The sequence below is a fragment of the Streptomyces sp. NPDC048636 genome, assembly GCF_040650655.1.
Taxonomy (GTDB): domain Bacteria; phylum Actinomycetota; class Actinomycetes; order Streptomycetales; family Streptomycetaceae; genus Streptomyces.
In genome coordinates this window covers 230785-255508 of sequence record NZ_JBEZHR010000008.1, presented here as the reverse complement: position 1 = coordinate 255508, position 24724 = coordinate 230785, and the positions used below count along the sequence as shown (strand labels likewise).

Below are 24724 nucleotides of genomic sequence, written 5' to 3'. Positions count from 1 at the left end.
ACAAATCACCGTCACCGCACCCGCCGGAACAGGCACCACCAACGTCACCGTCACCACACCAGGCGGCACCAGCAACGCCCTCCCCTACACCTACACCGCCGTGGCCGCACCCGTCCTCACCAGCCTCAGCCCCACCTCAGGACCCACCGCAGGCGGCAACACCGTCACCCTCAACGGCACCAACCTCACCGGCGCCACACAAGTCCTCTTCGGCGCCACACCCGCCACCATCCTCACCAACACCGCCACACAAATCACCGTCACCGCACCGGCCAGACCGCCGGGTTCGGTGAGTGTCACCGTGACCACGCCCGGTGGGATGAGCAATCCGCTGCCGTACTTCTACGTCACCGCACCCACGGTCGCCGATCTGGTCCCGCACTTCGGACCGGACACCGGAGGCAACACGGTCACCATCTTCGGCACTGGGCTGACGCTCACCAGCGCCGTCGACTTCGGGGCGACTCCGGCCACCGGGATCACCGTGATCTCGGACAACCAGGTGACCGTCACCGCACCCGCCGGGACCGGGACCGTCGCCGTCACCGTGACCACACCGGGCGGCACCAGTTCGACCGGCAGCGGCAACCCGTACTACACCTATCTCGGGGCGCCGGTGCTCACCAGCCTCAACCCCGCCCAGGGGTCCGAGCTCGGCGGTGACGCGGTGGTGCTCAACGGGCTCAATCTGACCTTCACCGACGCGGTGACGTTCGGCCCCGACCCGGCCGCGTTCTTCGCGATCTCCGACACCCAGGTCGTGGCGTTCGCCCCGGGCGGTGCGCCCGGCACGGTCATGGTGGTGGCCCACACCCCGGCCGGGAACAGCAACGCCCTCCCCTACACCTACGATCCGGCCTGACCCGCCGCCCCCTCAGCGGCTGAGCGGGCGGCGGCAGGACCGGGCTCAGCCCACCGAGGAGTACGCCACGACACCGCGCAGCAGCCCGTCCACCGCCCGGCGGGCGCTGCGCGCCACGGTGCCGTCGGGGGCGGCGGCCGCGATCTGGCCGAGGACATCGATGACTTGCTTGGTCCAGCGCACGAAGTCACCGGCGGGCATATCGATTTCGCGCAGCACCTCGTCCAGGCCGTGGCCGGACGCCCAGCGATAGGCGGCCCAGGCGAAGCCGAGGTCGGGCTCGCGCTGGCCGACGCCCTCGGCCTGATTGATCTTGTGCTCCTCCTCGAGGGCGTCCAGCCGACCCCAGATCCGCACCATCTCGGCCAGCGCCTCCTTGGCACTGCCCGCGGGCAGCTTGGGCGGCAGCGCGTCGTCGGCGGAGCGGGCCTCATAGACGAGGGCCGAGGCGCAGGCGGCCAGTTCGGCGGGGGCGAGGCCCTCCCAGACCCCGTCGCGCAGACATTCGCTGGCGAGCAGATCCAGCTCGCCGTAGAGCCGGGCCAGCCGCTTGCCGTGGTCGGTGACCTCGTCACCGCGCAGATAGCCGAGCCCGGTCAGAAGCGCGCAGATCCGGTCGAAGGTGCGGGCGATGGTGTTCGTCCGGCCCTCGATGCGCCGCTCCAGCTGCTTGGTGTCGCGCGCCAGCCGGTGGTAGCGCTCGCCCCAGCGGGCGTGGTCCTCACGGTCGGAGCAGCCGTGGCACGGGTGCGCGCGCAGCGCGGCGCGCAGCCGTGCGATCTCGGTGTCGTCGGCGGCGGCCGAACGCTCCTTGCGGTGGCGGCGCACATCGTGGTGACCGGCTTTGGTGCGCAGCGCGGAGGCCAGATCGCGGCGGGACTGGGGGCTGCGCGGGTTGAAGGAGCGGGGGATCCGCATCCGGTCCAACGGCTCGACGGGGACCGGGAAGTCGATCGACGCGAGCCGCTTGACCTGGCGCTCGGCGGTGAGGACCAGCGGCCGCGGCCCGTCGTGCTGCTCGAAGCCGCGGTGGCCGTTGGAGCGGCCCGCGGGCAGCCCGGGATCCAGCACCAGCGCGAGCCCGGCGAACTTGCCGGTGGGCACATGGATGACATCGCCCGGGCGCAGCTTCTCCAGCGCGACCGCGGCGGCCGCGCGGCGCTGGGCCACGCCCTGCCGGGCGAGCTCGCTCTCCCGGTCCTTCAACTCGCGGCGCAGCCTGGCGTATTCGTCGAAGTCGCCGAGGTGACAGGTCATGGAGGCGCGGTAGCCCTCGAGCCCCTCCTCGTTCCGCTGGACCTGGCGGGAGATGCCGACGACCGCCTTGTCCGCCTGGAACTGGGCGAAGGAGGTCTCCAGCAGCTCGCGAGAGCGGTGCCGCCCGAACTGCGAGACCAGGTTGACCGCCATGTTGTACGAGGGCTTGAAGGACGAGCGCAGCGGATAGGTGCGGGTGCCGGCGAGCCCGGCGAGCGCGGCCGGGTCCATGGCGCGCTGCCACAGCACCACCGCATGGCCCTCGACGTCGATACCGCGCCGTCCGGCCCGGCCGGTCAACTGGGTGTACTCACCGGGGGTGATGTCGGCGTGCTGCTCGCCGTTCCACTTGACCAGCTTCTCCAGCACCACCGAGCGGGCGGGCATATTGATGCCGAGTGCCAGGGTCTCGGTGGCGAAGACCGCCTTGACCAGGCCGCGGGTGAACAGCTCCTCGACGACCTCCTTGAAGGTGGGGAGCATTCCGGCGTGGTGGGCGGCGATGCCCCGCTCCAGGCCCTCCAGCCATTCGAAGTACCCCAGGACATGGAGGTCTTCGTCCGGGATGCCCGCGGTGCGCTCCTCGACTATCGACCGCACCCGGGCGCGCGCCGCGTCGTCGTTCAGCCGGAGCCCGGCGTACAGGCACTGCTGGACGGCGGACTCACAGCCCGCGCGGCTGAAGATGAAGGTGATGGCGGGCAACAGCCCCTCGGCGTCCAGCCGGTCGATGACCTCCGCTCTGCCCGGGGTCCAGATCCGGCTGCGCTGACGGCGCTCGCGCTCCCGGTCGGCCTCCCGCATCGGGCGCCCGCGGCGCTTGTCGCGGCCGAAGCCGGGGCGGCTGTTCTCCATCCGGGCCAGCCGGACCAGATCGGGGTTGACCTCGCGGCGGCCGCTCTGGTCGCCGTCCTCGCCGTTCTTCTCCTCGAAGAGGTCGTACATCCGGCGCCCGGCGAGCACGTGCTGCCACAGCGGCACCGGGCGGTGCTCGGAGACGATCACCTCGGTGTCCCCGCGGACGGTGTCCAGCCAGTCGCCGAACTCCTCGGCGTTGGAGACCGTGGCGGACAGTGACACCAGGGTCACCGACTCCGGCAGATGGATGATGACCTCTTCCCAGACGGCTCCGCGGATCCGGTCGGAGAGGTAGTGGACCTCGTCCATCACCACATGGCCAAGGCCGAGGAGGGACTGCGAGCCCGCGTAGAGCATGTTGCGCAGCACCTCGGTGGTCATGACGACCACGGGTGCCTCGGAGTTGACGCTGTTGTCACCGGTGAGCAGGCCGACCTTGTCAGCGCCGTAGCGCTTGACGAGATCGGCGTACTTCTGATTCGACAGCGCCTTGATGGGCGTGGTGTAGAAGCATTTACGGCCCTGGGTCAGCGCCAGGTGGACGGCGAACTCGCCCACGATGGTCTTGCCCGAGCCGGTGGGAGCGGCGACCAGCACGCCCTTGCCGGATTCCAGGGCCTTGCACGCCTCGATCTGGAAATCGTCCAGCGCGAAGTCGTACATCTCGCGGAAGGGGGCCAGCGCGGTGGCCTGCTCGGCGGCCCGGACCCGGGCCGCGGCATAGCGCTCGGCGGGAGATAGCTCGTCGGTCATCGTACGTACGAGACTACCGGCCACCTCCGACAGCGCACGCGATCTTTATCCGGGCTTTGTCCCGGCTCCGGCCGCCCGCCCCGGACCGGGGCGGCCGTTCACCGTGCGCGTACGGGGTGAGACCTTCGGCGGCCCGGGCGGGTGACGCCGCCGCGGCGGGCCGCGTCAGGTGATGTCGTCGTAGCCGTTCCGCCGGGTGGGGCCGGGCTCCTCGCCGCCGGGCAGCTCGGCCGGGGAGCCACCGGCGCCGACCCACTCCGGGCCGCCGACCGCCTCCGGCGTCAGGTCAAGATGCGACGCCTCGTCGTCGTCCAGGCCGAAGTCGGGATCGGCCGCCCGGCGGCGACTCTTGCGCCGGTCGTTGAGCAGCGCGACGCCGCAGGCGCCGAAGTAGAGCACGGTGACCGGTCCGGCCAGGGCGAACATGCCGATCGGGTCGGTGCTCGGGGTGGCGATGGCACCGAAGACGGTGATGCCCATGATCATGCCGCGCCACCAGCCGACCATCCGGCGGCCGCTGAGGATGCCGGTGAAGTTCAGCAGGATCAGCAGCAGGGGCAGCTCGAAGGCGAGCCCGAAGACCACGATCATGCGGGCCAGCAGATCGAGGAAGTCGTCCAGCGGCAGGAGGTTGTTGGCGCCCTGCGGTGTGAAGTTGAGCAGCACCTTGGCGCTGGTCGGCAGGATCTTGTAGGCGAAGAAGGCACCGCCCATGAAGAGCGGCACCCCGAGCCCGACGAAGAACAGGCCGTACTTCTTCTCGTTGCGGTGCAGACCGGGGGCGAGGAACGCCCACAGCTGGTAGAGCCAGACCGGCGTGGCGACCACCACACCGGTGGTGAAGGAGACCTTCAGCATGATGGTGAACGGCGACAGCAGACCGTTCGTGGTGAAGTACGCGCACTTCTGGGCCGCGTCGTGGGCGGAGAGCTCGGACAGCGTGACCCCGCCGCAGCCGACCGACTCCAGCACCGGTCTCATGAGGAAGTCCACGATGTCCATGTAGAAGAACATCGCGACGATCGTTGTCACGCAGATCGCCAGGACCGACTTCAGCAACCGGTTGCGCAGCTCACGCAGGTGCTCCGCGAGCGGCATCCGCCCCTCAGGGTCCTTCTCCTTCGTGCGGGCAGACTTGAGCAACCCACGTCCTCATCTCGTGCGTCCAGCGGCGGCCCGTCCAGGCCGCCTCCAAGTGGCCCTCGGTCAGCGCTTTGTGGTGTCGCTCGGCTCGGAGACCGGCCGCGAGCTGCTGACATCACCCGGAGCGGCCTGGATGGTGCGGTGCGCGGACTGGTCCTGGCCGGGGGTGGGCGGGTCGGCCGGGGGGTTCTGCTGCTGCTGGCCGTCCGACTTCATCGCCTTGGCCTCGCTCTTGAGGATCCGGGCGGACTTGCCCAGGGAGCGCGCCATGTCGGGGAGCTTCTTCGCACCGAACAGCAGCACGATGACGACAAGGATGAGGATGATCTCGGTGGCGCCGAGCCTTCCGAACATAAGCGTCTACCTTCTCACCGAGGCGGCTGGGGTGGGGCTGCCGGACTTGTCTGGACACGCGTCCGGCCGCTGTGCTGTCAGCGATCGTAGCGCGCACGGGTAAACCCGGGGCAATCCCCATGCAGACGCCTGGTTGCGGCCCTCCGCCTCGAGTCCAAGGCCGCGAACAGCCAGCCTACCTCGGGTGTGCGGCTCCCAGCAGGGTGCCCGCACGCCGGGCACCGGGCGCGGTCAGTCGCGGTCGGTGACCGTCCGTACGGGCTGCCCGTCCCGGCGCAGCGCGTCGACCTGGGAGCCCAGCGGCGCGGTGGCCCGCTCGAGGTCCTCCGCCGCCCTGTTGATGCGCCGCGAGCTCTCGGCCACCTGCCGGGACAGTCTGCGCACCTCGGCGTAGACCCGCACCGCGCACAGCGCGAGCACGGCCAGTCCGCAGAAGGCGAGGGAGAGCGCGAGCATCGGCCAGAGCATGACGGAGAGCCTAGACCGTGGGGTGCAGCCGCAGCGTACGCACCCCGCCGCCGGTGAGCAGCTCCACGATCCGCTCCCCCGCCGGTTTGCGCACCGCCGAACCGCAGTCGGGGCAGGTGAAGGAGTAGAAGGTGGTGCGGTCGCTGGCCCCGATCGCCAGCCGGAGCGCGCCCGCGGCCAGCTCGAACCGGCCGCGGCAGTCCGGACAGGCTGCCTTGAAGATCACCGAGGCGGGATTCCCCCCAGGGGTCACTGTATGCGTCCCTTCACTCACCGTACGCCGCGAGCGCCCGCTGCGCCGCGTCCCGCGCACTGTCCGCGAGCTCCCGCGGGGAGACGATCCGGCCGTCCCTGCCCAGCCGGAGCGCCAGCCGCCGCAGCGAACCGGGGTCGGGGGTGCGCAGAGTGATCCGCAGACCGCCGTCGGGCAGTTCCTCCGCGCTGTCGTGCGGGTAGTACTCGGCGACCCAGCGCCCCCCGGGGGCCACCTCGACGACCACCTCGGGGTCCTCTGCACCGGTCTGCACCAGCCCGGTGGACAGGTCCGACAGATCCCGCAGCTCGATCCGCGGCGGGTCCGACGCCTCGTCCAGCAGCTTGATCTCCACCACCCGGTCCAGCCGGAAGGTGCGCCGCGCCTCGGAGAGGCGGCACCACGCCTCCATATAGGTGCGGCCGACGGCGAACAGCCGGATCGGGTCGACCTCGCGCTCGGTGATCTCGTCGCGGGCGGGCGAGTAGTAGCGCAGCCACAGCCGCCGCCGCTCGGAGATGGCCCGGTCGACGTCGGCGAAGACGCCGCCCTCGGACTCGAAGGTGACCGAGAGCCGGGCGCTGGCCCCGGCCGCCTCGCCCGCGGCGGCCTCCAGCTTGGCGGTGGCGCGCAGCAGGGCGTCCCGGTCGCTCGCCCGCAGTCCGGGGAGGGTGGCCACCGCGCGGGCGGCCACCAGCAGCGCGGTGGCCTCGTCGGCGGCCAGCCGCAGCGGCTCGGCGACATCGTCGGGGTTGTGCCACCAGATCCGGTCACCGTCGGTGTCGATGTCGAGGAGGTCCCCGCCGCGGAAGCTGGTGCCGCACAGTGGGAGCACATCGAGGTCGGAGATCAGCTCATCCTCGCTGATACCGAAGGCGCGGGCGACGTCGGCGACGCGGGCGCCGGGACGTTCGCGCAGATACGTCACCAAGGACAGCATCCGACGAGTCTGGTCAATGGCGTTTCCGGCCATATGAAGTCGGTCCGTCCCCTCAGCCCTTGGCCACGGCGCGCAGCCGGTCCACGACATCCGCCCGCAGTTCGTCGGGCGCCAGCACCACCACGTCCGGGCCGAACTCCACCAGCCAGGCGTCCAGACCGTGTCCGTACGGGATCTCGAGCTCGTCCCAGCCGTCCCCGCCCGGGGTGGTGTCCCCGCCCGGGGTGGTGGACAGCGCCTTGGCCCGCAGCGGATAGCCATGGCCCGAGCGCAGCCGGATCCGGGCGGTGCGGGTGGCCGTCTCCCCCGACCACCGCTCCACGGTCTCGCGCACGGTCACGTGGTCGGGCACCTCCGCGGTGAAGGCGCCGGTGCGCAGTCTGACCCGGCCGCAGATCCGGGAGAGCCGGAACACGCGCTCGGCGGCCCGTTCGCGGTCCCATCCGGCCAGGTACCACTGGCCGCGCCAGCACTCCAGCGCCCAGGGCTCGACCTGGCGCTGTCCGGGGCGGGCCGCGTTGGCCTTGCGGTAGTCGAAGACGACGGGGCGGCGGTCGCGGCAGGCGAGCATCAGCGGTTCGAACGCGGCCTCGTGGACCGGGATATGCGGCTCCAGCGCGCTGTGCGCCTGGGTGTCGTACGGGTCCTCCTCGGCGACCGGCATCCCGGCGGCGCGCAGCTTCTGCAACGCGCCGCTGGCGGCGCCCGCGAGCCGGGCCTGCTGCCAGACCTTGGCGGCCAGGCCGAGGGCGGCGGCCTCCTCGGCGTCCAGGGTGATGGGCGGCAGCCGGTTGCTGTCGCGGCGGGCGAGATAGCCGACCTCGCCGTCGATGCCCTCCACCGTCTCGATGACCAGGCCGAGTTCGCGCAGATCGTCCTTGTCGCGCTCGAACATGCGGTTGAAGGCGTCGTCATTGCCGCCCGCGCCACCGCCCGGTGCGGCGGCCGCCTCCAGGTACGCCTCGATGGAGCCCCGCAACTCCCGTTTGGTCAGCGGACGCCGGGTTCCCAGCAGGCACAGCGCCAGATTCATCAGCCGCTCGGCCTTGGCAATCGCCATCGACGCCCTCTCTGTGTGACCTTACGACCGTGACCGTACCGCTACCGGGACGCGGGGCAAAAGCCGAGGGCCCCTGCCCACGGGCAGGGGCCCTCGGCGGGGCTCACCGGGGTTCTCAGGCGGAGACCAGGTCGCAGACGAAGATCAGCGACTCACCCGGCTTGATCCGGCCGCCACCGGCGCCGCGGTCGCCGTAGGCCAGGTGCGGCGGGATGATCAGCTGGCGGCGACCGCCGACCTTCATACCCTGCAATCCCTGGTCCCAGCCGGGGATGACCTGTCCGACACCGAGCTGGATGCGCAGCGGGGTGTTGCGGTTGTAGCTGGCGTCGAACTCCTCGCCGGTGCTGAAGGCCACGCCGACGTAGTGGACGGCGATATTGCTGCCGGCCTTGGCCTCGGGGCCGTCACCTTCCCAGATGTCCTTGATCTGCAAATCGGCCGGCGGCTCGCCGCCCGGGAAGTCGACCTCGGGCTTCTCGATGCTCACGAAAATTGCTCCTCGTCACGTGGTGGGCAACCCGCACAGTCTTACAGAACCGCCAGGATGTCGACGGAGAAGACCAGCGTGGAGTTGGCCGGGATGCCCGGCTTCGCCTCCGCCTTGTACCCCAGCTCGGGCGGTACGACGATCAGAACCCGGCTGCCCACCTTCTTGCCCGTGAGCCCCTGGGACCAGCCCTTGACGACCTGCTGGAGGGAGAACTGGGCCAGTTCACCGCGCTTGTAGGTGGCGTCGAACTGCTTGCCGTTCTTCCACAGCACGCCCTTGTACTGGACGAGCAGCGCGTCGGTCTTCTTCACCGTCGCGCCGTCGCCCTCGATGACGTACTGCGAGACCAGCTTCTTCGGCGCGGCCTTCTTGGGGACGGTGATGGTGGGCGCCTTGCCGTCGGTGTTGTCGGACACCTTGGGCAGGTCGATATTGCTCTGGGCCACCTTGTCGCCCTTGGCCGAGCTCTTGCCGTTGAAGCGGTTGACGATGTCGATGACGAACACGAGCGTGTCGGTGCCCTTGATGCCCGCCTGCGGCTGGCCCTGCTTGCCGTAGGCGTAGGCGGGCGGCACGGCGAGCTCCAGCCGGCTGCCGACCTTCCGCTTCACCAGCGCCTGGTCCCAGCCCGGGATGACCTGACCGGCGCCCAGCTGGAAGGTGGCCAGCTTCTTCTTGTCGTACGAGTTGTCGAGGACCTTGGCGCTGCTCCAGATCTGGCCGAGATAGTTGACCTGGAGGAAGTCCTTCTTGGCCGTGGTCGGCCCGTTCCCCTTGATGACCGTCTTGACCGCGAGGGAGGACGAGGGCTTGCCCGACCCCTTGGCGATCTTGGGCTTGTCACCGAATGCCGTTCCGGAGGTGATGGGGGGTACCGGCCCGCTCACGATCTTGCCGGTGGGGGCCGGCGACGGCGTGGGGCTGGTGGCCTCCTTGGACGGTGATGCCTTGTCGGATCCTGACTTGTCGTCACCGCAGCCCGCCAGCGTCAGCAGGCCCGCGGGCACGGCAAGGAGTACGGAGCGTCGGCGCACGGAGTCCTCGTTACGTAGATCTTGCGATGGACGATGCGCGTCACTCTACGTCGTATGGCGGGCCCCGTCCGAGGAACGCACGGGGCCCGCGCGGAACATAAGCCGTCCGCCGTCTCACATACCGGCGATGAGTTTCTCCACCCGGTCGTCGACCGACCGGAACGGGTCCTTGCACAGCACGGTGCGCTGGGCCTGGTCATTGAGCTTCAGATGCACCCAGTCCACGGTGAAATCGCGGCGCTGCTCCTGAGCGCGGCGGATGAAGTCGCCGCGCAGCCGGGCCCGAGTGGTCTGCGGGGGAACCGACTTGCCCTCGAAGATTTTCAGGTCGTTGCAGACCCGGGCCGCCTGACCACGCTTCTCCAGCAGGTAGTAGAGCCCCCGGCGGCGGTGGATGTCGTGGTAGGCGAGGTCTATCTGGGCGATCCGCGGATGGGACATGGTGATGTTGTTCTTGGCCCGGTACCGCTCGATGAGCCGGTACTTCATCACCCAGTCGATTTCGGTTTCGATCCGGTCCAGCTCCTCGGTCCGGATCGCCTCCAGGGTGCGGCCCCACAGCTCCAGGACCCGCTCCACGGTGCCGGTGCGGATACCGCGGCGGTCGCAGAAGTCCACGGCCTTCTCGTAGTACTCCTGCTGGACCTCCAGGGCGGACGCCTCGCGCCCGCTGGCCAGCCGCACCTTGCGCTGACCGGTGATGTCATGGCTGACCTCGCGGATGGCCCGGATCGGGTTCTCCAGGGTCAGATCGCGCATCACCGTGCCCGCCTCGATCATGCGGAGCACCAGGTCGGTGGCGCCGACCTTGAGCAGCATGGTGGTCTCGGACATATTGGAGTCGCCGACGATGACATGCAGCCTGCGGTAGCGCTCGGCGTCGGCGTGCGGCTCGTCACGGGTGTTGATGATCGGCCGGGAACGGGTGGTGGCGGAGCTGACGCCCTCCCAGATGTGCTCGGCCCGCTGGCTGACGCAGTAGACGGCGCCGCGCGGGGTCTGGAGCACCTTGCCCGCGCCGCACAGCAGCTGCCGGGTGACCAGGAACGGGATGAGGATGTCGGCGAGCCGGGAGAACTCGCCATGGCGGGCCACCAGGTAGTTCTCATGGCAGCCGTAGGAGTTGCCCGCCGAGTCGGTGTTGTTCTTGAAGAGATAGACGTCGCCCGCGATTCCCTCCTCGTGCAGGCGGCGCTCTGCGTCCACGAGCAGACCCTCGAGAATGCGCTCGCCTGCCTTGTCGTGGGTGACCAGCTCGGTCACGTTGTCGCACTCGGGTGTTGCGTATTCCGGGTGCGAGCCCACGTCGAGATAGAGGCGGGCGCCGTTGCGCAGGAAGACATTGCTGCTGCGGCCCCAGGAGACGACACGGCGGAAGAGGTACCGCGCCACTTCGTCAGGAGACAGCCGGCGCTGTCCCCTGAATGTGCACGTGACGCCGTACTCGTTCTCCAGCCCGAAAATGCGGCGGTCCATGACTGAACATTACGCCTGATGGCCTGCTCTGAAACCGGGTTCGGCCGCACGGTTGCGATCATTTTCCGCGCCGGGTGCGCACGGCGCCGGGAGAACCGGATCGGAAACCGGGTCAGGGCCTGGTTCGGGGGACGTCCCGGGGAGCGGCTCCGCGACCGGTTCGGCCCACGCGTGGGCCGCCACATCCGCCACCGGTTCGGCGAGGAATCGGCGCGCCGCCAGCAGTACCGCGAGCGCGGCGGCTCCGGCGATCCCGGGGACGGCGAAGCCGGGGCCCACACCACCGAACTCCACCGCCGGTCCGGCGACGGCCGTCCCCACCGCGTTGCCGACCACGAAGGTGGTCACCAGCCAGGAGAACGCCTCGGTGACGGTTCCCGCGGGGGCGTGCCGGTCGACGACGACAAACGCGCAGGCCAGCGCGGGGGCCAGAAACACACCCGCGACTCCCGCCAGGACGGTCATCCCCACCACACCGGGCACCAGCAGCAGCGGCAGATAGCCCAGCGCGAGCGCGGCCACCAGGATCAGCAGCCGCCGTTCGGGCGGCCCGGCCCAGGGGCGGGCGCCGTAGACCACGCCACCGACCAGCGCGCCCACGCCCAGCGCGGACAGCAGAAGGCTGGCGACCATGCCGCCGCCGTGGTGGTCCGCGTAGGCGACCGAGGCCACCGCGATGGCGCCGAGGGCCAGCCCGATGAAGAGGAACGAACCGAGCAGCACCAGCAGCCCGGGCGAGCGCAGCGCGCCCAGCCAGTGCGCCTCGCGCGGCGCGGAGCGCCACCGGCGGGACGGTGGCGACACCACGACGGACAGCGCGCCCGCGACCCCGAGGGCGTTGATGACCAGCAGCGCGGCCCCCTCCGACCACAGCGCCACCACCAGGGTCACCAGCAGCGGGCCGACCGCGAACATCACCTCCTGCGCCACCGCGTCCAGTGCGTAGGCGGCGTGGATACGGTCCTCACGTCCCAGCACACTCGGCCACAGCGCCCGCAGCCCGCCCTCCAGCGGTGGGGTGAAGCCACCCGCGATCAGCATCGCCGCGTAGGCCACCGGCAGCGGTTCGAGTCCGACCGCGACGAACAGCGCCATCCCGAGCGCGGACACCACCGCGGCGGGCAGCATCACCCGCGGCTGGCCGTAGTGGTCCACGGCCCGGCCCAGCAGGGGCTGGCCGATGGCGTTGGCCGCGCCGTACACCGCCGAAAGCCCTCCGGCCAGGGCGTAACTGCCGCCCTCCGCACGGGCGAACAGCAGCACCGCGATGGCGGCCGTGGCGTTCGGCAGCCGTCCGATGAGCGTGCCGGTGAGCAGCCGCGCCGCGTGGCGGGTGCGCAGCAGGTCCCCGTAGCCAGCCGCCATCGTCCGTTGCCTCCTTGTGGACCGGTGGGTCGTGGGTTCCCGTCCGGTGTGGATCAGGGTCGCGTTTTACGTATAACGTCCGTCGTCATACGTACCATGGCGGCCAGCCGCGGGTCCACTCCCGGGCATGCGGACGGGGCGGATCGCCGGCGACGGCGGAGGGAAGCGGAGGCGATGGTGGCGAGCGGGGCCGCTGAGAATGGTGTCCCGGGCAACGGCCGGACGGGTGACACCGGGCCGGACGGGACCCGTACGGCGGCGGGGCGGGCCACCAGCCGGGACGTGGCGCGGCTGGCGGGCGTCTCACAGGCGACGGTCTCCCTGGTCCTCGGGGACAAGTGGACGGGACGGGTGTCCGAGCGCACCGCGGGGACGGTGCGCGCCGCGGCGCGCCAGCTGGGCTACCGGCCCAATCTGGCGGCGCGCAGTCTGCGGCTGGGCCGCACCCGGACGGTGCTGCTGGTGGTGCCCGCCCTGACGACCGAGTTCTTCGCCCGGGTGTACACCGGGGCGGCGCGGGTCGCCGCCGACCATGGCTTCGGGGTGGTGCTCTACCCCTCCCCCGAGGGTGTCGGTCCGGCCCGGGACCCCTTCGACTCGGCGCGGGCTTCGCTGGACGGTGTGATCGCCTCCTCGATGGCGGCCGACGCGCTGGTGGCGGTGCGCGGGGGCGGACTGCCGCTGGTGATGCTGGACAGCGATCCGGACGACGCGGCCGCGGCCGCCACCGTCAACCTCGATATCGCGGACGGCGCCCGGCAGGTGGCTGACCATCTGCTCGCCCTGGGCCACCGCCGGATCGCCCATCTCTCCGCCGCCGTGGACTCCTGGACCTTCCGGGTGCGCGCCCGCGCCCTCGCGGAGACGCTGGGCGCGGTGGAGGGCGTGACCATGAGCACCGAACCGGCGGGACTGAGCGTCGAGGAGGGCCGCCAGGCGGCCGAGCGTGTGCTGTCCGCCCCGGGCCCGCGCCCCACGGCGCTGGTGTGCGACGACGACATCCTCGCGGCGGGTGCCTGCAAGGCGGTCCGGCGGCTGGGGCTGCGGGTGCCGGACGATGTGTCGGTGACCGGCGTCGACGACCTGGCGCTCTCCACCGCGGTGGAGCCGGAGCTGACGACGGTGCGGCTGCCCGCGGAAGCGGTGGGCGGGGCCGGGATGCGGGCCCTGATGGCGGTGCTGAACGGCGAACGGGCCCAGGACATCACCCTGCCCGTGGAACTCCTCCCCCGGGGCTCCACGGCGCCTCCTCCCGCGCGCTAGGGGGTGTCCGGGCAGCACCGCGCCCCGGGGGCCGAGGGCCGCCGGGGCGCGGGAGGGAACGGTGTGGGTTACTCCTCGGCGTCCCCGGTGTCCTCGGAACTCCCCGCGCTCTCGGCGTCCTCGGCGTCGGACGAGTCCTCCGCGGCGGCGCCCTCCGACTCCAGGAGCCGGGAGAGCTGGCGGCCGAGCACCCGCTTGAACTTCCGCTTCTGGGGCCGCTTGCGGTCCAGGATCGCGACCTCGAGCTGCTCGGCGGTGAGGCTGCGCTCACCGCCGTTGTTGTCGCGGGAGAGCGAGTCGACGGCCAGCTTGAGGGCTTCGGCGAGGGTCATCCCGTCGCGGTGGCGCTGGTCGAGGTAGGTGCTGATCTGGTCGGCGTTACCACCGACCGCGACCGAGCCGTGCTCGTCCACGATGGAGCCGTCGTGCGGCAGTCGGTAGATCTGGTCGTCCTCCGGGCCGTCTCCGACCTCGGCGACGATCAGCTCCACCTCGTACGGCTTCTCCGCGGCGCTGGAGAAGATGGTGCCCAGCGTCTGTGCGTAGACATTGGCCAGGCCACGGGCCGTGACATCGTCGCGGTCGTAGGTGTAGCCACGCAGATCGGCGTAGCGGACACCGCCGATGCGCAGATTCTCGAACTCGTTGTACTTGCCGACCGCCGCGAAGGCGATGCGGTCGTAGATCTCGCTGACCTTGTGCAGGGCGCGGGACGGGTTCTCGGCAACGAACAGGATGCCGTCGGAGTACTGCAACACGACCACGCTGCGGCCGCGCGCGATGCCCTTGCGGGCGTACTCGGCGCGGTCCGCCATGGCCTGCTGAGGAGATACGTAGAACGGCGTCGTCACCGGCTGTCCGTCCCTTCTGTCAGTGGCGAATGCATTCCGGGTCAACCGTCCTCTCAGAGCAGGGCGGCGCGGGGGCCGTCCGGCTCTTCGAGCCGCCGCTCGTGGATGGCGCGGGCGATCTCGGACACCTCTGCGTCGGCGTACCTCTTGAAGCCGTCATCGGTGATGACCGTGACAATGGGGAAGATGCGCCGGGCCATATCGGGCCCGCCGGTGGCCGAGTCGTCGTCGGCGGCGTCGTAGAGCGCCTGGACGACGGCGGTGACGGCCTGGTTCTCCGTCAGGTCTTCGCGGTAGAGCTTCTTGAGCGAGCCGCGGGCGAACACCGAGCCCGAGCCGGTGGCCGCGAAGCCGTGCTCCTCCGAGCGCCCGCCGGTGACGTCGTAGGAGAAGATGCGGCCCTTCTCCCGGTCGACGTCCCAGCCGGCGAAGAGCGGGACGACGGCCAGGCCCTGCATCGCCATGCCGAGATTGCCGCGGATCATGGTCGACAGCCGGTTGGCCTTGCCCTCCAGGGAGAGGACGGTGCCCTCGACCTTCTCGAAGTGCTCCAGCTCCAGCTGGAAGAGCTTGACCAGCTCCACGGCGATACCGGCGGTGCCCGCGATGCCGACGGCCGAGTACTCGTCGGCGGGGAAGACCTTCTCGATGTCCCGCTGCGCGATCACATTGCCCATGGTCGCCCGGCGGTCACCGGAGAGCACCACACCGCCGGGGAAGCTGGCCGCCACGATCGTGGTGCCGTGCGGGGCCTCGACGGCGCCCTGCACCGGGGGAAGCGGACGGTTCCCCGGGAGCAGCTGGGGGGTGTGCGCCCCCAGGAAATCCATGAAAGACGAGGAGCCGGGCGTCAGGAAGGCAGCCGGCAGACGCCCTGTGTCACGAGTGTTGGCTTCCACACGTTTCCTTCCACCAGATCTTGAAATACTGCACGGACCATACCCCTGGCCATGGAAGTCATCCGTCCTGCGCCCCCTTCTTCGTGGGGACGCAGGACGGAGAACACGCGTCTTACTGGCCGCCCTTCTGGACGAAGGACCGCACGAAGTCCTCCGCGTTCTCCTCGAGCACGTCATCGATCTCGTCCAGCACCGAGTCGACGTCGTCGGAGAGCTTCTCCTGCCGTTCCTTGAGGTCTTCCGCGGCCTGTGCGTCCTGCGTCTGCTCCTCGACCTCTTCGGTCGAGCGCGACGCCTTCTGCTGTCCGCCGCCGGTGTCCTTGGTCGCCATGTCCCTCACCCCGCTCGGTTCGCCCGCTGATGCGATAGGTCTCAGATTCGATGGGTCTCAAGATCAGACCCTACAATCCGGGTCCGACATCGGCCTCCCACTTGCTACAACGCATGGAGGCCACCTCGATGATTCCCGGCCGGAGCCTGTTTCAGCCGCCCGAGAGGACCCGGACCAGGTCTTCCGCGGTACGGCAGCGGTCCAGCAGCTCCTTGACGTGGTTCCGGGTGCCGCGCAGCGGCTCCAGCGTGGGAACCCGTTGCAGAGAGTCACGACCCGGGAGGTCGAAGATCACCGAGTCCCAGGAGGCGGCGGCGACATCGTCCGCGTACTGCTCCAGGCAGCGGCCGCGGAAGTAGGCGCGGGTGTCCTCCGGGGGCTTGTTCTGGGCCCGTGCCACGTCCTGGTCGTCCAGCAGCCGCTTCATCTTGCCGCGCGCCACCAGGCGGTTGTACAGCCCCTTCTCGGGCCGTACGTCGGCGTACTGGAGGTCCACCAGGTGGAGCCGGGCGGCGTCCCACTCCAGGCTGTCGCGGCGCCGGTAGCCCTCGAGCAGCTCGCGCTTGGCGACCCAGTCCAGCTCGCCGGAGAGGCTCATGGGATCGCGCTCGAGCCGGTTGAGCACGTCTTCCCAGCGGGTCAGCACATCCCGGGTCTGGTCGTCCGCGTCGGCCCCGAAGCGGTCCTCGACGTACTTGCGGGCCAGCTCGAAGTACTCCATCTGGAGCTGTACGGCGGTAAGCGTACGTCCGCTACGCAGAGTGATGAGGCGGCCCAGTGTGGGGTCGTGGGAAACCTGGTGCAGGGTGCGCACCGGCTGGTCCACGGCGAGGTCCACCGCGATAAAGCCGTCCTCGATCATCGACAGCACCAGGGAGGTGGTGCCCAGCTTGAGGTAGGTCGAGATCTCGGAGAGGTTGGCATCGCCGATGATCACATGCAGCCGGCGGTACTTCTCGGCGTCGGCGTGCGGCTCATCACGGGTGTTGATGATGGGGCGCTTGAGGGTGGTCTCCAGCCCGACCTCGACCTCGAAGTAGTCGGCCCGCTGGCTGATCTGGAAGCCGTGCTCATGCCCGTCCTGGCCGATGCCGACGCGGCCGGCGCCGGTGACCACCTGGCGGGAGACGAAGAAGGGCGTGAGGTGGCGCACGATGTCCGAGAAGGCGGTCTCCCGCTTCATCAGGTAGTTCTCATGCGTGCCGTAGGAGGCGCCCTTGTTGTCGGTGTTGTTCTTGTACAGATGGATGGGCTGGGCGCCGGGCAGCTCCGCGGCGCGCACGGCGGCCTCGGCCATGATGCGCTCGCCCGCCTTGTCCCAGAGCACCGCGTCGCGCGGATTGGTGACCTCGGGGGCGGAGTACTCGGGGTGGGCATGGTCGACGTAGAGCCGGGCGCCATTGGTGAGGATCACATTGGCCAGGCCGATGTCCTCGTCGGTGAGCTGGCTGGCGTCGGCGGACTCGCGCGCGAGGTCGAAGCCGCGGGCGTCCCGCAGCGGGTTCTCCTCCTCGAAGTCCCAGCGGGCGCGGCGCGCCCGGTGCATCGCCGCCGCGTAGGCGTTGACGACCTGGGATGAGGTGAGCATGGCATTGGCGTTGGGGTGCCCCGGGACGGAGATCCCGTACTCCGTCTCGATCCCCATTACGCGCCGTACGGTCATGCGGCCCTCCTTGCCCAGCGCCGCCCCCGGGCGGGGTCGGCGCTCAAGTACCGCTGCGCTCCTGGTCCCTGCGCGGCCCTCGATCCCCTACGCCGCGAAGGTGCGGTACCGACGAGCCTAAGACGGCTTTGCGGTGCTGCGGAGATCATCTCAGTCATTGCTCCGGTCGGGCTCGTAGGACTCATACGAAGAATGCGGTCCGAAAAGCGCATCCGGCTGCGGATGCCCCGTCCAGGACATCCGCAGCCGGACAGCGGTGTTACAGGTACTGACCGGTGTTCGCCACCGTGTCGATGGAGCGTCCCGTGTCCGCGCCCTGCTTTCCGGTGACAAGGGTGCGGATGAAGACGATCCGCTCGCCCTTCTTTCCGGAGATCCGGGCCCAGTCGTCCGGGTTGGTGGTGTTGGGCAGGTCCTCGTTCTCCTTGAACTCATCCACACACGCGGCGAGCAGATGGGAGACGCGGAGCCCCTTCTGGTTGTGGTCGAGGAATGCCTTGATGGCCATCTTCTTGGCCCGGTCCACAATGTTCTGGATCATGGCGCCGGAGTTGAAGTCCTTGAAATAGAGGACTTCCTTGTCACCATTGGCGTAGGTGACCTCCAGGAAGCGGTTCTCCTCGGATTCCGCGTACATCTGCTCGACGACGGACTGGATCATGCCCGCGACGGCGGCCTTCGGGGACCCGGCGTGCTCGGCGAGGTCGTCCGTGTGCACCGGGAGGGTGTGCGTCAGGTACTTCGAGAAGATGTCCTTGGCGGCCTCGGCGTCCGGACGCTCGATCTTGATCTTCACATCGAGGCGGCCGGGGCGGAGGATCGCGGGGTCGATCATGTCCTCGCGGTTGGAGGCGCCGATCACGATCACGTTTTCCAGGCCCTCGACACCGTCGATCTCCGAGAGCAGCTGCGGAACGATGGTGTTCTCCACGTCCGAGCTGACACCGGAGCCACGGGTGCGGAAGAGGGAGTCCATCTCGTCGAAGAACACGATGACGGGCGTGCCCTCGCTGGCCTTCTCCCGTGCCCGCTGGAAGACGAGCCGGATATGCCGCTCGGTCTCACCGACGTACTTGTTGAGCAGCTCGGGGCCCTTGATGTTGAGGAAGAAGCTCTTCCCCGCGGGCTTGCCGGTCACCTCGGCGACCTTCTTGGCAAGGGAGTTGGCGACGGCCTTGGCGATGAGCGTCTTGCCGCAGCCGGGCGGACCGTACAGCAGCACACCCTTGGGCGGCCGCAGTTCGTGCTCCTTGAAGAGGTCGGGGTAGAGGTAGGGGAGCTCGACCGCGTCGCGGATCAGCTCGATCTGGTTTCCCAGGCCGCCGATCTTCGTGTAGTCGATGTCCGGGACCTCTTCGAGGACGAGCTCCTCGACCTCGCTCTTGGGCACGACCTCGTAGACGTAGCCGGACCTGGGCTCGAGCAGCAGGGCGTCACCGGGACGGATGGTGGTTTCCAGCAGCGGCTCGGCGAGCCGCACCACGCGCTCCTCGTCGGTGTGCCCGATCACCAGGGCGCGCTCGCCGTCCTCAAGGACCTCCTTGAGGGTGACGATGTCCCCGGCGCGCTCGAACTCCATGGCCTCGACCACGTTGAGGGCCTCGTTGAGCATGACCTCCTGGCCACGCCTGAGGTCCTCGAGGTCGACTCCCGGGCTCACGTTCACCCGGAGCTTGCGGCCCCCGGTGAAGATGTCCGCCGTGCCGTCCTCGTTCGCCTGTAGGAAGGCCCCGAAGCCGGCCGGCGGCTGCGCGAGCCGGTCGACCTCCTCCTTGAGGGCCACGATCTGGTCGCGGGCCTCACGGAGCGTGTTCGCGAGCCGCTCATTCTGTGCGGAGACTCCCGCCAGATTGGTCTGTAGCTCGACGATCCGCTCTTCGAGAATCCTCGTGTGGCGCGGAGAGTCGGCGAGCTTGCGGCGCAGGACGGCGATTTCCTGCTCGAGATAGGCAACCTGACCGGCTGGGTCATCAGACCCCCGCCCCGGCCGGATGCCGCGGTTGATGTCGTCGTCGTGGGCTGCCACGGTCCTCACCTCCTCCAAGGGGAGCTGGACGCTTCCTGACCCTACCTGGGCCGGTGCGGGTTGAAACCCCTAGATCACAAACCCGGTCGGCGTGTGTCCGATCTTCACCCTTGCGCACTCCCTCACGCCAGGTGAATACCCACCCAACAACATCGGAAAGCGAGCGGTTGTATCGTCGACACGGTCAACACCCGCCAGGGCTGGCGATATTTAGACATGTTGAATCACGTATCGAGGGAACGGCAGGCGACGTACCGTGCGGAACGAGGAGCTCGGCGATCTTGAAGTCTGGATTGACCAGGACCTGTGCACGGGCGACGGGATCTGTGCCCAGTACGCCCCTGAGGTCTTCGAACTCGACATCGACGGTCTAGCCTACGTCAAGAGCTCCGACGATGAGCTGCTCCAGGACAAGGGCGCCACCGCGCCCGTGCCGCTCCAGCTGCTCACCGAGGTGGCGGACTCCGCCAAGGAGTGTCCCGGCGACTGCATCCATGTGCGCCGCGCCGCGGACAAGGTCGAGGTCTACGGCCCCGACGCGGAGTGACGGGACACCGCGTGACCGCTCACACACTCCCCGGGACCGGTAGCGCGCTGAGGACGAACTTGCCGTCCCGCCACTGCCAGTTGACCTGACGCTGGAGATCCGGGCAGCACCGCGGGACCTTGGCCGAGGAGTATCCCAGCAGGGTGGCCGAAACCTTCTTTCCGCGTACCGCGAAATCCCGGATGCTCATCCCTTCCTTGGGATCCACGAACGTGGCCACGATCCGGGGCGCGACGCCCTTGCCGCCGGTGGAACCGGAGCGCTCCCCGGGCGAGAGGACATAGACGCCGCTCGGTGGCGTACCGGTCGCCGAATGGCAGCGCACCACCGCGACGGTCTCCGGCTGCCCGTCCCCGTCCAGGTCCCCCGAGCCCCGGTCCACCACATCCGGCCGGGCCCCGCCGCAGTCCATCGGATACCGCGCCGCGCGCGGATCGGGGGCCTTGGCGGCCACGGTGTGCGGCGCGGTGCCGCTGGCCTTGGCGTCCGACGGCTGGACGAGCGATGATCCGGCGACGACGGCGGCGACGGCGGCCGCGGTCGCGAGCCAGTGCACCGGACGGGGATGGGTGTGCGCGAGATCCGGGCCCAGGGGCTGCACGCGGGATGACTCCATGTGAGAACTGAGGCGGGGGGTGTCCCGCATGGTGCCACATCTCACAGGGCGCGGCCACCGTCCCGTCGGAGGGAAGTCGGTGGCCGCGCCGGGGCGTTGATACCGGAAGGGGTCCGGCGGGGCGTCAGGCGCGCCCGGAGGCGGTGTCCCGGCCCTCGGCGGCGGTCCGCTTGCCGCCCGTGGTGTCCGCGGCGGCGGAGTCCTTCCCGGCGCCGGGGCCCGCGTAGTCCTCGCCGTAGGCGCCCTTGGCCGGACGGCGGCGGCGCAGCGGCGGCTCCACGCCGTCCGCGAGGCGGCGGGCGGTGAGCAGGAAGCCGGTGTGCCCGATCATCCGGTGGTCGGGACGGACCGCCAGTCCCTCGACGTGCCAGGTGCGGACCATGGTCTCCCAGGCCGACGGCTCGTTGAAGGTGCCGTGCTCGCGGATGGCCTCGACGGTCCGGGCGAGCTGGGTGGTGGTGGCGACGTAGGCGCAGAGGATGCCGCCGGGGACGAGAACCTTGGAGACGGGCTCCAGACACTCCCAGGGGGCGAGCATGTCCAGGATGACGCGGTCGACGTCGGTGTCGGACAGATGGTCCTGGAGGTCGCCGACGGTCAGCCGCCAGGCGGGGTGCGGGGAGCCGAAGTAGCGCTCGACGTTCTGCGAGGCGATCTCGGCGAAGTCGGCCCGGCGCTCGTAGGAGTGCAGCATGCCCTGGTCGCCGATGGCCCGCAGCAGGAACGTGGAGAGCGAACCGGAGCCGACGCCCGCCTCGACGACCCGCGCACCGGGGAAGATGTCGGCCATCGCCAGGATCTGCCCCGCGTCCTTGGGGTAGACGACGGCGGCACCGCGTGGCATGGACAGGACATAGTCGGGGAGCAGGGGGCGCAGCGCGAGATACGCGACGTTACCCGTGGTGCGCACGACGGTTCCCTCAGGGGCGCCGATCAGCTCGTCGTGGGGGAAGGAACCCTTGTGGGTGTGGAAGTTCTTCCCGGCCTCGAGAGTGAACGTGTAGTGGCGTCCCTTGGGGTCGGTGAGCTGGACCTGGTCCCCGACCTGGAAGGGGCCGCGACGGCGGGCGGCACCGGTCGGTTCGGACATGTGAACAGCCTACCGGGCGCCCGCACCCCGTCGTGACCGCGCCCATGAGGGGCGGCCCCGGGGCTCCGGCGGCGCATCGGCCCCGGGAACCTCAGGAGGGGGCACGGGCCATGGCGGCGACGAAGGCGCGCTCGACATCGGCGGTGGAGAGCACCCCGTAGATCTCACCGGTGTCCTCGATCACCAGGTACTCGGTGGCGGGGGTGGCCCGCAGGGTGTCCAGCAGCTCCTCGCCGGTCAGCTCGGCGGAGACCCGCATCCCGTCCCTGAGGTCCTGGGCCAGTCCGCTGACCGCGACCCAGGGGCGGCGGTGCTCGGGGATGCCGACGATGGCCGCCTCGCGCACCACGGCGGTGGGGGTGCCGTGGACGTCCACGACGACCAGGGCGCGGGCCCCGGCCTCGTTGGCCCGGCGCAGCGCCTCCGAGAGCGGGGTGTCGGCCTCGACCGGGACGGCCCGGCGGGTGAGCGTACGGGCGCGCAGATCCGGCAGCCGCTCGCGCAGCCGGGCCATCCGCAGGCTGTTGCCCGCGCCGGTCCAGATGATCGCGGCCAGTATGGCGGCGAGCAGCGCGTCGGTGAGCGAGTCCACACTGCCGAAGTTCTCGGGCTCACCGCCCAGCCCACCGGCCTGGGTGAGCAGCGGCAGGCCGACCAGCACCGCGACGGCAAGCGCCCGGCCGCTCCAGGCGGCGGCGACGGTGCCGGCCATGGGCTTGCCGCTGAGCTTCCAGACCACGGCGCGCAGCATCCGCCCGCCGTCCAGCGGCAGCCCGGGCAGCAGATTGAAGGCCGCCACGATGAGGTTGGAGAACATCAGGCCCGCGAGGAGCACCCCGGGCACCGTGCCGGGCTCGACCAGCAGCATGCCGAGGTAGAAGACGCCGGAGAGGACCAGGGAGAGCAGCGGGCCGACGAAGGCGAGGACGAACTCCCGGCCGGGGGTCTCCGACTCCTTCTCGATCTCCGAGACCCCGCCGAAGAACTGGAGCTGGATCCGGCGCACGGGCAGCTTGAAACGGAGCGCGGCCACGGTGTGCGCCAGTTCGTGCACCAGCACGGAGGCGTAGAAGGCCACGGCGAAGAAGAGCGAGACCAGGTAGCGCACGGCGCCGAGCTCGGGCAGCACCCGCTCGAGCTGGCCGCCGAAGACCCAGGTGATGAGGGCGGCGACCAGGAACCAGCTGGGGGAGACATAGACGGGCACGCCGAACGGCCGGCCCATCAGGATCCCGCCGCCCACCTCCCGCGGGCGCCGCGGTTTGCCTGCCTCCGGTTCGGTCGGACGGTCCGACCCCCCGTTGTCGGACTGCGGCTGCCCGCTGTTGTCCACGGTGTCCCCTCGTCGGATGCGTCGGTCGCGTCCAGTTTTGATACGGTCCCCACGATCATGCAGTGCCAGGGGCTCGGACGTCGATGGTATGCGTCCGGCTGTCGGTGCCGGGCCGTAGGGTCTTCGCCATGGGAACCACCACCGGGAAGGCCGAACAGACGGACGGGCCACCGCAGTCCGACCGCTCCGCGTCGCTGTCGCCCTCACGGGCGTCCGACTTCATGCGGTGCCCTTTGCTGTACCGCTTCCGGGTGATCGACAAACTGCCCGAGAAGCCGAGCGCCGCGGCCACCCGGGGCACTGTGGTGCACGCCGTCCTGGAGAGGCTCTTCGACGCGCCGGCGGCCGAGCGGACCGCCCCGCGTGCCCGGGCGATGGTGCCGGGTGAGTGGGAGCGCCTGCTGACGGACCGGCCGGAGCTGGCGGAGCTGTTCCGCGACGAGGACGATACCGGCGGCGCTGCCGAAGGCGCTGGTGGCGGCGGGGGCGTGGCCCCGGCCCCGGAGCGTCTGGCCGAGTGGCTGGAAGGGGCCGAGCGGCTGGTGGAGCGCTGGTTCTCGCTGGAGGACCCGTCCCGGCTGGAGCCCGCCGAGCGCGAGCTGTTCGTGGAGACCGAGCTGGAGTCCGGGCTGACCCTGCGCGGGATCATCGACCGGGTGGACATCGCGCCCACCGGCGAGGTCCGGATCGTCGACTACAAGACCGGCAAGGCGCCCGCCCCGCAGTATTCGGCGGAGGCGCTGTTCCAGATGAAGTTCTACGCCCTGGTGCTGTGGCGGCTGCGCGGCGCGGTGCCGCGCCGCCTCCAGCTGGTCTATCTGGGCAGCGGCGATGTGCTCACATACGACCCGGACGAGGGCGATCTGCGCGCGGTGGAGCGCAAGCTGCTGGCCCTGTGGGAGGCGATCCGGCGGGCCACCGAGACCGGCGCCTTCCTGCCCCGGCAGTCCCGGCTCTGCGGCTGGTGCGACCACCAGGCTCATTGTCCGGAATTCGGCGGTACTCCCCCGCCCTATCCGCTGCCGCTCCTCCCCGTGCAGTCCTCGGAACCGACTTCGGGATAATGGGGCCGGTCGAGCGAAGGAGATCCTGTGGCGATCCGTGTCCTACTGGTCGATGACCAGCCGCTGCTGCGCACCGGTTTCCGGATGATCCTGGAGGCGGAGCAGGACCTCGCGGTCGTCGGTGAGGCGGGGGACGGTCTGCAAGCCCTGGACCAGGTGCGCGCCCTCCAGCCCGATGTGGTGCTCATGGACATCCGGATGCCGCGGATGGACGGAGTGGAGGCGACCCGTCAGATCACCGGGCCCGGCCGGGACGGCCCGGCCAAGGTGCTGGTGCTGACCACCTTCGACCTCGACGAGTACGTCGTGGAGGCGCTGCGCGCGGGGGCCAGCGGCTTTCTGCTCAAGGACGCGCCCGCCACCGAGCTGGTGCAGGCGATCCGGGTGGTGGCGGCGGGCGAGGCGATGCTCGCGCCGAGCATCACCCGGCGGTTGCTGGACAAGTACGCCGGACATCTGCCCTCGGGCGAGGAGCCGGTTCCGGACACTCTGCACACCCTCACCGAGCGCGAGGTCGAGGTGCTGAAGCTGGTGGCCCGGGGGCTGTCCAACGCGGAGATCGCCGCGGACCTGTTCGTCAGCGAGACCACGGTGAAAACCCATGTCGGCCATGTGCTGACCAAGCTGGGTCTGCGGGACCGGGTCCAGGCGGCCGTCTACGCCTACGAGAGCGGGCTGGTCCGCCCCGGCGCGCAGTAGCCGGGCCGAGCCGGGCCCGCGCGGTA

24 protein-coding genes are annotated in these 24724 nt (G+C 70.2%); 5 read left to right on the top strand and 19 right to left on the bottom strand.

The window, feature by feature from the left end:
• Positions 1-862 (top strand): IPT/TIG domain-containing protein (locus AB0C66_RS23290; protein ID WP_362441696.1); only part of this gene is annotated, 862 nt, incomplete at its 5' end.
• A 45-nt stretch (positions 863-907) separates the two neighbouring features.
• On the opposite strand, the gene AB0C66_RS23285 is transcribed toward AB0C66_RS23290, so the two are convergent.
• From AB0C66_RS23285 to AB0C66_RS23235, 11 genes are all read right to left on the bottom strand, one after another.
• The gene (locus tag AB0C66_RS23285) at positions 908-3730 is read right to left on the bottom strand and encodes a DEAD/DEAH box helicase (protein ID WP_362441693.1); all 2823 of its coding nucleotides are present in this window, start codon (positions 3728-3730) and stop codon (positions 908-910) included.
• Positions 3731-3895: 165 nt separating this feature from the next.
• Positions 3896-4873, bottom strand: a complete 978-nt coding sequence (gene tatC / locus AB0C66_RS23280; RefSeq protein ID WP_362441690.1) for a twin-arginine translocase subunit TatC — start codon at positions 4871-4873, stop codon at positions 3896-3898.
• Positions 4874-4936: 63 nt separating this feature from the next.
• Entirely contained in the window at positions 4937-5227 is a 291-nt protein-coding gene (gene tatA, locus AB0C66_RS23275) for a Sec-independent protein translocase subunit TatA (protein WP_362441687.1), read from the bottom strand.
• A 231-nt stretch (positions 5228-5458) separates the two neighbouring features.
• Entirely contained in the window at positions 5459-5695 is a 237-nt protein-coding gene (locus tag AB0C66_RS23270) for a hypothetical protein (protein ID WP_362441684.1), read from the bottom strand.
• A gap of 10 nt (positions 5696-5705) precedes the next feature.
• Positions 5706-5969, bottom strand: coding sequence for a hypothetical protein (locus tag AB0C66_RS23265; protein WP_362441681.1), 264 nt, complete (start codon positions 5967-5969; stop codon positions 5706-5708).
• Positions 5962-6921, bottom strand: coding sequence for a WYL domain-containing protein (locus AB0C66_RS23260; protein ID WP_362441678.1), 960 nt, complete (start codon positions 6919-6921; stop codon positions 5962-5964). Before AB0C66_RS23260 ends, AB0C66_RS23265 begins: the two co-directional genes overlap by 8 nt.
• Positions 6922-6940: 19 nt before the next feature.
• Complete coding sequence (locus AB0C66_RS23255; protein WP_362441675.1) at positions 6941-7948, bottom strand: WYL domain-containing protein; 1008 nt, start codon at positions 7946-7948, stop codon at positions 6941-6943.
• A gap of 115 nt (positions 7949-8063) precedes the next feature.
• Positions 8064-8438, bottom strand: coding sequence for an FKBP-type peptidyl-prolyl cis-trans isomerase (locus AB0C66_RS23250; protein ID WP_362441673.1), 375 nt, complete (start codon positions 8436-8438; stop codon positions 8064-8066).
• 41 nt (positions 8439-8479) lie between these two features.
• The gene (locus AB0C66_RS23245) at positions 8480-9475 is read right to left on the bottom strand and encodes an FKBP-type peptidyl-prolyl cis-trans isomerase (protein ID WP_362441670.1); all 996 of its coding nucleotides are present in this window, start codon (positions 9473-9475) and stop codon (positions 8480-8482) included.
• A gap of 114 nt (positions 9476-9589) precedes the next feature.
• The gene (gene pafA / locus AB0C66_RS23240; protein ID WP_362441667.1) at positions 9590-10951 is read right to left on the bottom strand and encodes a Pup--protein ligase; all 1362 of its coding nucleotides are present in this window, start codon (positions 10949-10951) and stop codon (positions 9590-9592) included.
• 9 nt (positions 10952-10960) lie between these two features.
• Positions 10961-12316 carry an MFS transporter gene (locus AB0C66_RS23235; RefSeq protein WP_362441664.1) on the bottom strand — a complete coding sequence of 452 codons (1356 nt, stop codon included), beginning with the start codon at positions 12314-12316 and terminating at the stop codon, positions 10961-10963.
• A gap of 174 nt (positions 12317-12490) precedes the next feature.
• On the opposite strand from AB0C66_RS23235, the gene AB0C66_RS23230 reads away from it, so the two are divergent.
• The gene (locus AB0C66_RS23230; RefSeq protein WP_362441661.1) at positions 12491-13579 is read left to right on the top strand and encodes a LacI family DNA-binding transcriptional regulator; all 1089 of its coding nucleotides are present in this window, start codon (positions 12491-12493) and stop codon (positions 13577-13579) included.
• Positions 13580-13647: 68 nt separating this feature from the next.
• Here AB0C66_RS23230 and prcA read toward each other — a convergent pair whose 3' ends face one another.
• The 5 genes from prcA to arc form a co-directional block, all read right to left on the bottom strand.
• On the bottom strand, positions 13648-14430 hold the full coding sequence (prcA, locus tag AB0C66_RS23225) for a proteasome subunit alpha (protein ID WP_362441658.1): 783 nt from the start codon (positions 14428-14430) through the stop codon (positions 13648-13650).
• 53 nt (positions 14431-14483) lie between these two features.
• The gene (gene prcB / locus AB0C66_RS23220) at positions 14484-15329 is read right to left on the bottom strand and encodes a proteasome subunit beta (RefSeq protein ID WP_362441655.1); all 846 of its coding nucleotides are present in this window, start codon (positions 15327-15329) and stop codon (positions 14484-14486) included.
• A gap of 112 nt (positions 15330-15441) precedes the next feature.
• On the bottom strand, positions 15442-15660 hold the full coding sequence (locus AB0C66_RS23215; protein WP_069869121.1) for a ubiquitin-like protein Pup: 219 nt from the start codon (positions 15658-15660) through the stop codon (positions 15442-15444).
• A gap of 151 nt (positions 15661-15811) precedes the next feature.
• The gene (gene dop / locus AB0C66_RS23210) at positions 15812-17323 is read right to left on the bottom strand and encodes a depupylase/deamidase Dop (protein ID WP_362441652.1); all 1512 of its coding nucleotides are present in this window, start codon (positions 17321-17323) and stop codon (positions 15812-15814) included.
• Positions 17324-17582: 259 nt separating this feature from the next.
• Complete coding sequence (arc, locus tag AB0C66_RS23205) at positions 17583-19349, bottom strand: proteasome ATPase (RefSeq protein ID WP_362441649.1); 1767 nt, start codon at positions 19347-19349, stop codon at positions 17583-17585.
• A 256-nt stretch (positions 19350-19605) separates the two neighbouring features.
• Here arc and AB0C66_RS23200 point away from each other — a divergent pair, with 256 nt between their 5' ends.
• Complete coding sequence (locus AB0C66_RS23200) at positions 19606-19896, top strand: ferredoxin (protein ID WP_362441646.1); 291 nt, start codon at positions 19606-19608, stop codon at positions 19894-19896.
• Positions 19897-19915: 19 nt separating this feature from the next.
• On the opposite strand, the gene AB0C66_RS23195 is transcribed toward AB0C66_RS23200, so the two are convergent.
• From AB0C66_RS23195 to AB0C66_RS23185, 3 genes are all read right to left on the bottom strand, one after another.
• Complete coding sequence (locus tag AB0C66_RS23195; RefSeq protein ID WP_362441643.1) at positions 19916-20512, bottom strand: hypothetical protein; 597 nt, start codon at positions 20510-20512, stop codon at positions 19916-19918.
• Positions 20513-20636: 124 nt separating this feature from the next.
• Positions 20637-21602, bottom strand: a complete 966-nt coding sequence (locus AB0C66_RS23190; protein WP_362441641.1) for a tRNA (adenine-N1)-methyltransferase — start codon at positions 21600-21602, stop codon at positions 20637-20639.
• 91 nt (positions 21603-21693) lie between these two features.
• Complete coding sequence (locus AB0C66_RS23185) at positions 21694-22935, bottom strand: site-2 protease family protein (protein WP_362441638.1); 1242 nt, start codon at positions 22933-22935, stop codon at positions 21694-21696.
• Positions 22936-23063: 128 nt separating this feature from the next.
• Between AB0C66_RS23185 and AB0C66_RS23180 the strand changes: the two genes are divergently transcribed.
• Positions 23064-23999, top strand: coding sequence for a PD-(D/E)XK nuclease family protein (locus AB0C66_RS23180; protein WP_362441635.1), 936 nt, complete (start codon positions 23064-23066; stop codon positions 23997-23999).
• A gap of 27 nt (positions 24000-24026) precedes the next feature.
• A complete protein-coding gene (locus AB0C66_RS23175) occupies positions 24027-24698 on the top strand; it encodes a response regulator transcription factor (protein ID WP_009719179.1) in 672 nt (223 codons plus the stop codon).
• The last annotated feature ends 26 nt before the right edge of the window (positions 24699-24724 follow it).

Bases quoted from the DNA above. Each gene is read 5' to 3' on its own strand.
- dop (WP_362441652.1), bottom strand. From the start codon at position 17,323: ATGACCGTACGGCGCGTAATGGGGATCGAGACGGAGTACGGGATCTCC.
- AB0C66_RS23270 (WP_362441684.1), bottom strand. From the start codon at position 5,695: ATGCTCTGGCCGATGCTCGCGCTCTCCCTCGCCTTCTGCGGACTGGCC.
- tatA (WP_362441687.1), bottom strand. From the start codon at position 5,227: ATGTTCGGAAGGCTCGGCGCCACCGAGATCATCCTCATCCTTGTCGTC.
- AB0C66_RS23230 (WP_362441661.1), top strand. From the start codon at position 12,491: ATGGTGGCGAGCGGGGCCGCTGAGAATGGTGTCCCGGGCAACGGCCGG.
- AB0C66_RS23260 (WP_362441678.1), bottom strand. From the start codon at position 6,921: ATGGCCGGAAACGCCATTGACCAGACTCGTCGGATGCTGTCCTTGGTG.
- AB0C66_RS23285 (WP_362441693.1), bottom strand. From the start codon at position 3,730: ATGACCGACGAGCTATCTCCCGCCGAGCGCTATGCCGCGGCCCGGGTC.
- AB0C66_RS23195 (WP_362441643.1), bottom strand. From the start codon at position 20,512: ATGGAGTCATCCCGCGTGCAGCCCCTGGGCCCGGATCTCGCGCACACC.
- AB0C66_RS23255 (WP_362441675.1), bottom strand. From the start codon at position 7,948: ATGGCGATTGCCAAGGCCGAGCGGCTGATGAATCTGGCGCTGTGCCTG.
- AB0C66_RS23190 (WP_362441641.1), bottom strand. From the start codon at position 21,602: ATGTCCGAACCGACCGGTGCCGCCCGCCGTCGCGGCCCCTTCCAGGTC.
- AB0C66_RS23215 (WP_069869121.1), bottom strand. From the start codon at position 15,660: ATGGCGACCAAGGACACCGGCGGCGGACAGCAGAAGGCGTCGCGCTCG.
- pafA (WP_362441667.1), bottom strand. From the start codon at position 10,951: ATGGACCGCCGCATTTTCGGGCTGGAGAACGAGTACGGCGTCACGTGC.
- AB0C66_RS23180 (WP_362441635.1), top strand. From the start codon at position 23,064: ATGGGAACCACCACCGGGAAGGCCGAACAGACGGACGGGCCACCGCAG.
- AB0C66_RS23235 (WP_362441664.1), bottom strand. From the start codon at position 12,316: ATGGCGGCTGGCTACGGGGACCTGCTGCGCACCCGCCACGCGGCGCGG.